This is a genomic window from Carnobacterium sp. (genome assembly GCF_032094055.1).
Classification (GTDB): Bacteria; Bacillota; Bacilli; order Lactobacillales; family Carnobacteriaceae; genus Carnobacterium_A.
Window position 1 is genome coordinate 225 of sequence record NZ_DAMDAK010000094.1, and the last position, 6,982, is coordinate 7,206.

Sequence of the window (6,982 nt, forward strand, 5' to 3'; positions counted from 1 at the left end):
TTAAATTAGCGGTAAAAGTTATTGTCCTTATATCCCGTTCATTACAATTTCTGGCTGCTTCGACTAGCTCTGAAGTTTCACCGTTCAAAGAAATAAAAATGACTATTCCCTTCTTATCTATTTTTTTGCTAATACTCTTAATAATATTAGGATCATCATGTAGTTCACAGTATTTTCCAAGAAGTTGAAATTTCACTTCCATTTCTTTAGCAATAAGTTCTGAAAAGCCACGAGCAAAAATAGTTATTTTATTTGAAGCTTTTATACTTTGGATAGCATCTTCAATGGTACCACTGTCTAGCATTTGTATTGTTCGATTTACCTCTTGCTCATTTTTAATAATAGCTTCACGAATTTTTTTATCGACTTGATCCATAATAGCAAATTTAGGATTATGCTCTTGGTTGTCTTTTAAATGATGTTTAAAGGAAGTAAATCCATCATATCCTATTTTTTTCATTGTACGAACAATGGTTGCTGTAGAAACATTAGCTAAATCACTTAATTTTACGATTGATATTTCAGGAATATCATCTAAATGCTGCTCAATATAGGTTAATAAGTATTTCTCAGAACTACTAAAATGAATTTCTTTATCTGAAGTGTTTTTCGAAAATAGAATATTAATAAAAAAGTCTCCTTTTATAAACGTAAAACTTTTCATAAAATAAGCTCATATTGACTTCGATATGAAAACCTTTACATATTTTTTTGTGGCATACTTAAATTATAAAGAAAAGGAATAGAAAAAGAAAGAAGGGATAAAATGTTTTATACATGTACTATGAATCCTGCCATTGACTTATTTGTGTCTACTAAAGAATATAACCCATTAGTAGTCAACCGTGCTACTGAAGATGAGGTACAGCCTAATGGAAAAGGAGTTAATATTTCTTTTATTTTAAAAATGTTAGACATTGATAATAAGGCTTTAGGTTTTTCAGGAGGATTTACTGGAAAATTTATTGAAGAAGAGTTAGAAAAAAAAGTTATAAAAACCGATTTTGTAAAAGTAGATGGTATGACAAGAATTAACGTATTTACTCATGTTGAAACTAAGGGAACAGAATATAAATTGGTAAATAAAGGACCAATAATTAACAAAAACCAAATTCAACAGCTTTTAGATAAAATTAATTTTTTAACTAATGAGGATACTCTGTTTGTATCTGGTAGTAATCCAAGAGGAGTTACTGATGAAGTTATTTTAGAAATCGCTAAGTTATCTATGAAGAACAAATTTAAACTGGTACTTGATACAAGTTCTAACGTCGTATTAACTAGCCTTGCTTATCAGCCTTATTGTATTAAGCCTAATGATGAAGAGTTAGCAAGTTGGTTTGGAAAAGATGAACTATCTTGGGAAGAATTAAACTATTATGGAAGAAAACTAGTTAAACAAGGTTCAAAAATGGTACTCATTTCTTTAGGAAAGAAAGGTTGTTTATTTTTTAATGAAAAAGAAACCCTTTTTGTTAATGCTCCGACAGGAAAAGTTATTAATACAGCTTGTTCAGGAGATGCACTTTTGGGGACATTTATTGGTTCACTTGAGTTAGGATGGTCAACTCAAGAAGCGTTAAAACATGCTGTAGCTGCAGGTAGCTCTACTGCTTTTTCTTCTAGCCTAACAGACTTTAGTAATGTCGAAGAATTGAAAAAAGAATTAGTAGTTAAAAAAATTAACGATAGAATGGAGAGAGATAGTTATGTCAACATTTAAAATAATTGCTGCAACTGGGTGTCCTACAGGTATTGCTCATACTTATATGGCACAAGAAGCATTGGAACAAGCCGCAAAAAAAGCTGGAGTTGAAATTAAAGTTGAGACACACGGACAAGTTGGAGTAGAGAATGCATTGAGTGATTTAGACATTCAAACAGCTGACGCAGTAATCATTGCTGCTGATAAGGATGTTCATGCTGAAAGATTTAAAGGCAAGAAAATCATTGATGTATCGGTAGGAAAAGGAATAAAAGAAGCAGACAAATTAATTCAAGATGCTATTAATGGAAAAGGAACCATCAAAGCAGGTAAAAATAATCAGACTGCTGAAACTAATTCTCAAGGAGAATCAGTTTTAACAACAAGCAACACAAGTATAGGGCGTCAAATTTATAAACATTTAATGAATGGTGTTTCTCATATGTTACCTTTTGTTGTAAGTGGTGGAGTATTAATTGCACTTTCTTTTTTATGGGGCATTTATTCAGCAGATCCAACAAATGCAGAATATAACGAAATAGCAGCAACTTTAAATAATATTGGTGGATTTGCTATGGGTATGATGGTACCTATCTTGTCTGCGTATATTGCTGAAAGTATAGCTCAAAGGCCTGGGTTAGTAGTGGGTTTTGTTGGTGGTTTAATTGCTAATGCAGGAGGTACAGGCTTCTTAGGAGGAATTGTTTCAGGTTTTCTCGGTGGTTTTATAATTCTTTTACTAAGTAAATTATTAAAAGGCATGCCTAAAGCTCTTGATGGGTTAAAAGCAATTTTCCTATATCCAGTAATTGGAGTAGCCATTACTGGAACTATTATGGTATTGGTATCACACCCCATGGAGGCGATTAATACCGGCATGATGGATTTCTTAGCAGGTTTCCAAGATTCGAATCCAATTATTTTAGGACTGATTGTGGGTTGTATGTCTGCTTTTGATATGGGAGGTCCTATTAATAAAGCTGCTTATGTAACAGGAACAGCGTTACTTGCTGAAGGGAATACTTACTTTATGGCTGGTGTTTCTGCAGCATGTATTGCTCCTCCATTAATAACTGGTTTTGCAGTATTATTTTTTGGGAAATATTTTGATAAAGAAGAACGCAATTCTGGAATGGTAAACTTTATTCTAGGTTCTACACATATTACTGAAGGAGCTATTCCTTTTGCAGCAAAAGATCCTCTTCATGTTTTGCCAACGTTAATGTTAGGTTCTTCAATTGCAGCTGTTTTAACCTATATGTTTAAAGTACAAGTACCCGCTCCTCATGGAGGATTTTTGGTGTTGCCAGTAGTAACAAACGGATTCTTATGGGTGATAGCAATTTTAATTGGATCAATCATAGGAGGAGTGCTTTTAGGCCTCTTACGTAAACATTCAGCTCAAAAAACAAGTGTAACTGTATAACTATGTAAAGAATAGGGGGAGTGTTGAAAATGGAAATTGAACAAACCGTAGTATTAGATGTTAATGCAAAGTCACAACAAGAAGTATTTATGTTAATTGCTCAAGAAGCTGTTAAGCAAGGATATGGAGATAATCAGGAAAGTATATTAAATGGATTAAAAACACGTGAACAAGAAGGAACAACAGGTATGATGGATGGTTTTGCAATTCCACATGCTAAAAGTGAAGCAATTTTAAAGGCTTCTCTAATAATATTAAAATTAACTCAAGGTATTGAATGGGATTCCATGGATGGTAAACCAACGGAATTCATCATATCTTTATTAATACCCGATGAAGAAAAAGGAACGACACACTTAAAAATATTATCCAAAGTAGCAAGACTGTTGATGAAAGAAGACGCAAAAAAAGATTTAAAAAAAGCGGAATCAGCAGAAAAAATAGAGACTGTTTTAAATAAATATATTTCTGAATAAAAAAGAGAATGAAAAGGAGATTGAGTATGTTAAAATTAACAAAAAATAAGGTAGAAGCTTTAAATCGTTTATCAGACGAGAAGGGAATTATAGGCGCTTTAGCTATCGATCAACGAGGATCGTTAAAGAAAATGATCGCTGCCGGCAGTACGACGGATATAGGAGATAAAGGGATTATTCGGTTTAAAGAACTGGTTTCTGAAGAATTGACGCCTTATGCAACTTCAATTCTTTTAGATCCGGAATATGGATTGCCTGCAGCGAAAGTCCGTGATAAAAATGCTGGTTTATTAGTAGCTTATGAAAAAACTGGATACGATGCAACAGAACCAGGTCGTTTACCAGATCTACTGCCTGAATGGTCAGTCAAACGCTTAAAAGCAGCCGGAGCAGATGCCATTAAGTTCTTGTTGTATTATGATGTAGATGAAGACAGTAAAATAAATGTACAAAAACATGTTTTCATGGAACGTGTTGGTTCTGAATGTTTAGCAGAAGATATTCCTTTTTTCTTAGAAATCGTGACGTATGATGCACAAAATGAAGACGTTAAAGGCACAGAATATGCAAAAGTAAAACCGCATAAAGTGATTGAAGCAATGAAAGAATTCTCTAAATCAGATTACAATGTGGACGTATTGAAGATGGAAGTACCTGTCAATATGAATTACGTAGAAGGATATGCCGAAGGTGAAACAGTCTATAATAAACAAGAGGCTTTAGACTACTTTAAAGAACAAAGCAATGCAACAGAGTTGCCTTTTATTTTCTTGAGTGCTGGTGTATCGGCTAAATTGTTCCAAGAGACATTAAAATTCGCAAAAGAAGCGGGTTCAACTTTTAATGGCGTTTTATGTGGCCGTGCAACTTGGTCAGAAGGCGTTTCACCATTTGCGACAAAAGGAGAAGAAGCGGGGCGTGATTGGTTACGAAGTGTAGGGAAACAAAATATTGAAAAACTAAATGAAGTTTTGAAAAAAACAGCCACATCTTGGAACGATAAGATTGTCTTAAAATAAATAGTTATGGAAATTAGTAAAAACAAGTAAGAAATACAGAAAAAACACTTCTGATTCTTACTTGTTTTTTTATAAAGATAACTGTTTCCTTTTGGAGGATAAGGTATTTCTTTTAATTCGTTTTCTTCGTAAGATTTTTACTTCTGCTTTATACTAGAAATTGTAGGAAGTTGCATAAAAAGGAGGTGGACAAGATGAAAAAAGAATTTTTACAACTAGCTGAAAAAACATTTGAATGTCAAAGAGTTTGTAATGAATGTTTCGATGCTTGTCTTGAAGAAGAAGATGTAAAGATGATGGTGGATTGCATTCGTTTGGATCGAGAATGTGCCGATATTTGTTCTTTTGTCACAACGATTATTAGCCGTCAAAGTGCAATGACTTCTGATTTATTAGCTTTATGTGCAAATATTTGTCAAGCATGCGGAAAAGAGTGCGAAAAGCATGACATGGATCACTGCCAACGCTGTGCTAAAGTTTGCCTAGAATGTGCAGAATTATGCCGTCAAGCAGTATAATTAAAACAAACAAAACAGAACTCAATTGTAATTGTCAGATTATTATGACACTTGTAAACCTTATATTCTCAAGGTTTACAAGTGTTTTAGACATTTTTCTGTCACAATTAAGTGAAAAATAACAGGTTTATGAATTTATAGTTTCCTTATTAAAAAAATCAATGTTATAATCACTTCAAGTTAAAGAATATGTGAATTCTCTAATATTTCTCATAATATTAAGAGTACTATTTTTTACTTCTTCGCTTTACTTTTCATCCACTACATTAGTCATTCGACTAAATTTACCATTATTCTGTATCACATTTTTATAAAGTTTTGCCTTATGTTTTAGAAGCAGAAAAATAAAGTAAAAATCAATTGCTGCTTTTTCCAATTTTTACCTCACCTTTATTTAGTTTACCCTCATAGTGAATACTCTTTAGAAAAAATTCTGTAAGTAATCACAGCACACCTCTCACAAAGTGCCTCCATACAGTGTGTTTCTATCATTTCTTCTTACTGTAAATAGAAGCATAACCCTCTACTCAATACCAATACTAAAGAGTATTCACTATTTTAAATCATTATAAATTATATTCTAGCTTCAACTACTATTCATCAGTTAACAGTTTTCTTCTACTTACTTTCTTCGAGTGAGAACGTTCTCTAAAATAATTGTCTCCCTATAAATCTTTACACATCATTTTTTTATCCTCACTATCGGAAACCCTTTCATTAAAAAAATGTTTCATTAAGTTTATTTGTTTTACCCTTTTTTTAAAGAATAAAGATCTAGTGATAAAAATACATCTTACAGGAGGAAATTATGGAAGATACCCTTATTTTGACAAGCATTTTTACAATTTTAAAGAAAAGAGCTGTATTGATTATCGGACTAGGTTTTGTTGGGCTGGTATTGATGTTTGGTTATACCGTCGCCATTGTAGTTCCTCAATATAGTTCAAGCACTCAACTATTAGTGAATCGAACAACTACTGAACTTACCGGTGTGGAAATAGGAGACGTGGATAAAGATATTAAGATGATCAATACCTACAAAGACATTATCAAAGGGCCGGTTATTTTAGATTTAGTCAGAAAAGATTTAGCTATCCCTTTAACAACAGATGAACTATCAGGAAAAATACTAATTGGTACAGAAGAAAATTCACAAGTTTTTTCTTTAACTGTGACAGATGAAGACCCTTATACAGCAGCAAGAATTGCTAATAAGATCGCAGCTACATTTAAAAACGAAATTGGAAAAATCATGAAAGTCGATAATGTGACTATTATTTCTAAAGCTGTTCCAAAAAACACACCTATTTCTCCTAACTTGCCAATGAATGCAGCAGTTGGATTAATTGTTGGTTTAATGCTTGGAATGGTCATAACCTTCTTGTTGGAATTAGTCGATAACACCATCCGTTCCAATAGTTACATTACTGAAAAAGTAGAATGGACTATTTTAGGAAATGTATTTGAAATGAGTGTTGAAGAAGGAGAACCCGAAAAGGAAGCAAAGCAACCAAATTTGGAACTTATAAGAGCAAATAGTAAAGAATAGGAGGATGAAGCGTAATGTTTAAAAAGAAATTAAAAGAAACAAAAAACAATCCAGCTAAACTGATCACATTGACAAAACCGAGTTCAGTTATCTCAGAACAATTTAAAACAATTCGAACGAATATTCAATTTTCAATTTTTGATAAAGAGATGAAGAGCATCGCCGTTACATCAGATATGGTAGGAGCAGGGAAGTCAACTGTAGCAGCAAATCTGGCTGTAACTTTTTCAATGCAAGGGAAAAAGGTTATTCTAGTCGATTCAGATCTGCGAAAACCAACCATTCATCG

The 6,982-nt window shown here is 32.8% G+C and carries 8 protein-coding genes; 7 read left to right on the forward strand and 1 reads right to left on the reverse strand.

All coding sequences use genetic code 11. The features are described 5' to 3' along the window. Window positions 1–664: MurR/RpiR family transcriptional regulator (locus RT405_RS11750; RefSeq protein WP_396163787.1), on the reverse strand; the 664-nt coding region annotated here is incomplete at its 3' end. A 102-nt stretch (window positions 665–766) separates the two neighbouring features. Here RT405_RS11750 and pfkB point away from each other — a divergent pair. The 7 genes from pfkB to RT405_RS11785 form a co-directional block, all read left to right on the forward strand. Next, a complete protein-coding gene (gene pfkB / locus RT405_RS11755) occupies window positions 767–1,723 on the forward strand; it encodes a 1-phosphofructokinase (RefSeq protein WP_192987365.1) in 957 nt (318 codons plus the stop codon). Further along, window positions 1,710–3,131, forward strand: coding sequence for a PTS fructose transporter subunit IIBC (locus tag RT405_RS11760; protein WP_313469906.1), 1,422 nt, complete (start codon window positions 1,710–1,712; stop codon window positions 3,129–3,131). The genes pfkB and RT405_RS11760 overlap by 14 nt, the downstream gene beginning before the upstream one ends. Before the next feature lie 29 nt (window positions 3,132–3,160). Beyond that, window positions 3,161–3,607: a PTS sugar transporter subunit IIA gene (locus RT405_RS11765; RefSeq protein WP_192987369.1), complete on the forward strand. Its 447-nt coding sequence runs from the start codon at window positions 3,161–3,163 to the stop codon at window positions 3,605–3,607. Window positions 3,608–3,633: 26 nt separating this feature from the next. Further along, window positions 3,634–4,626, forward strand: a complete 993-nt coding sequence (gene lacD, locus RT405_RS11770; protein ID WP_313469907.1) for a tagatose-bisphosphate aldolase — start codon at window positions 3,634–3,636, stop codon at window positions 4,624–4,626. 194 nt (window positions 4,627–4,820) lie between these two features. Beyond that, window positions 4,821–5,144: a four-helix bundle copper-binding protein gene (locus RT405_RS11775; RefSeq protein WP_035027569.1), complete on the forward strand. Its 324-nt coding sequence runs from the start codon at window positions 4,821–4,823 to the stop codon at window positions 5,142–5,144. Between the two features lie 808 nt (window positions 5,145–5,952). Continuing rightward, window positions 5,953–6,693: a Wzz/FepE/Etk N-terminal domain-containing protein gene (locus RT405_RS11780; RefSeq protein WP_313469908.1), complete on the forward strand. Its 741-nt coding sequence runs from the start codon at window positions 5,953–5,955 to the stop codon at window positions 6,691–6,693. 14 nt (window positions 6,694–6,707) lie between these two features. Then, window positions 6,708–6,982 (forward strand): AAA family ATPase (locus RT405_RS11785; protein WP_313469910.1); only part of this gene is annotated, 275 nt, incomplete at its 3' end.

Coding starts and splice junctions, on each gene's coding strand:
- pfkB (WP_192987365.1), top strand. CDS start 767: ATGTTTTATACATGTACTATGAATCCTGCCATTGACTTATTTGTGTCT.
- RT405_RS11760 (WP_313469906.1), top strand. CDS start 1,710: ATGTCAACATTTAAAATAATTGCTGCAACTGGGTGTCCTACAGGTATT.
- RT405_RS11765 (WP_192987369.1), top strand. CDS start 3,161: ATGGAAATTGAACAAACCGTAGTATTAGATGTTAATGCAAAGTCACAA.
- lacD (WP_313469907.1), top strand. CDS start 3,634: ATGTTAAAATTAACAAAAAATAAGGTAGAAGCTTTAAATCGTTTATCA.
- RT405_RS11775 (WP_035027569.1), top strand. CDS start 4,821: ATGAAAAAAGAATTTTTACAACTAGCTGAAAAAACATTTGAATGTCAA.
- RT405_RS11780 (WP_313469908.1), top strand. CDS start 5,953: ATGGAAGATACCCTTATTTTGACAAGCATTTTTACAATTTTAAAGAAA.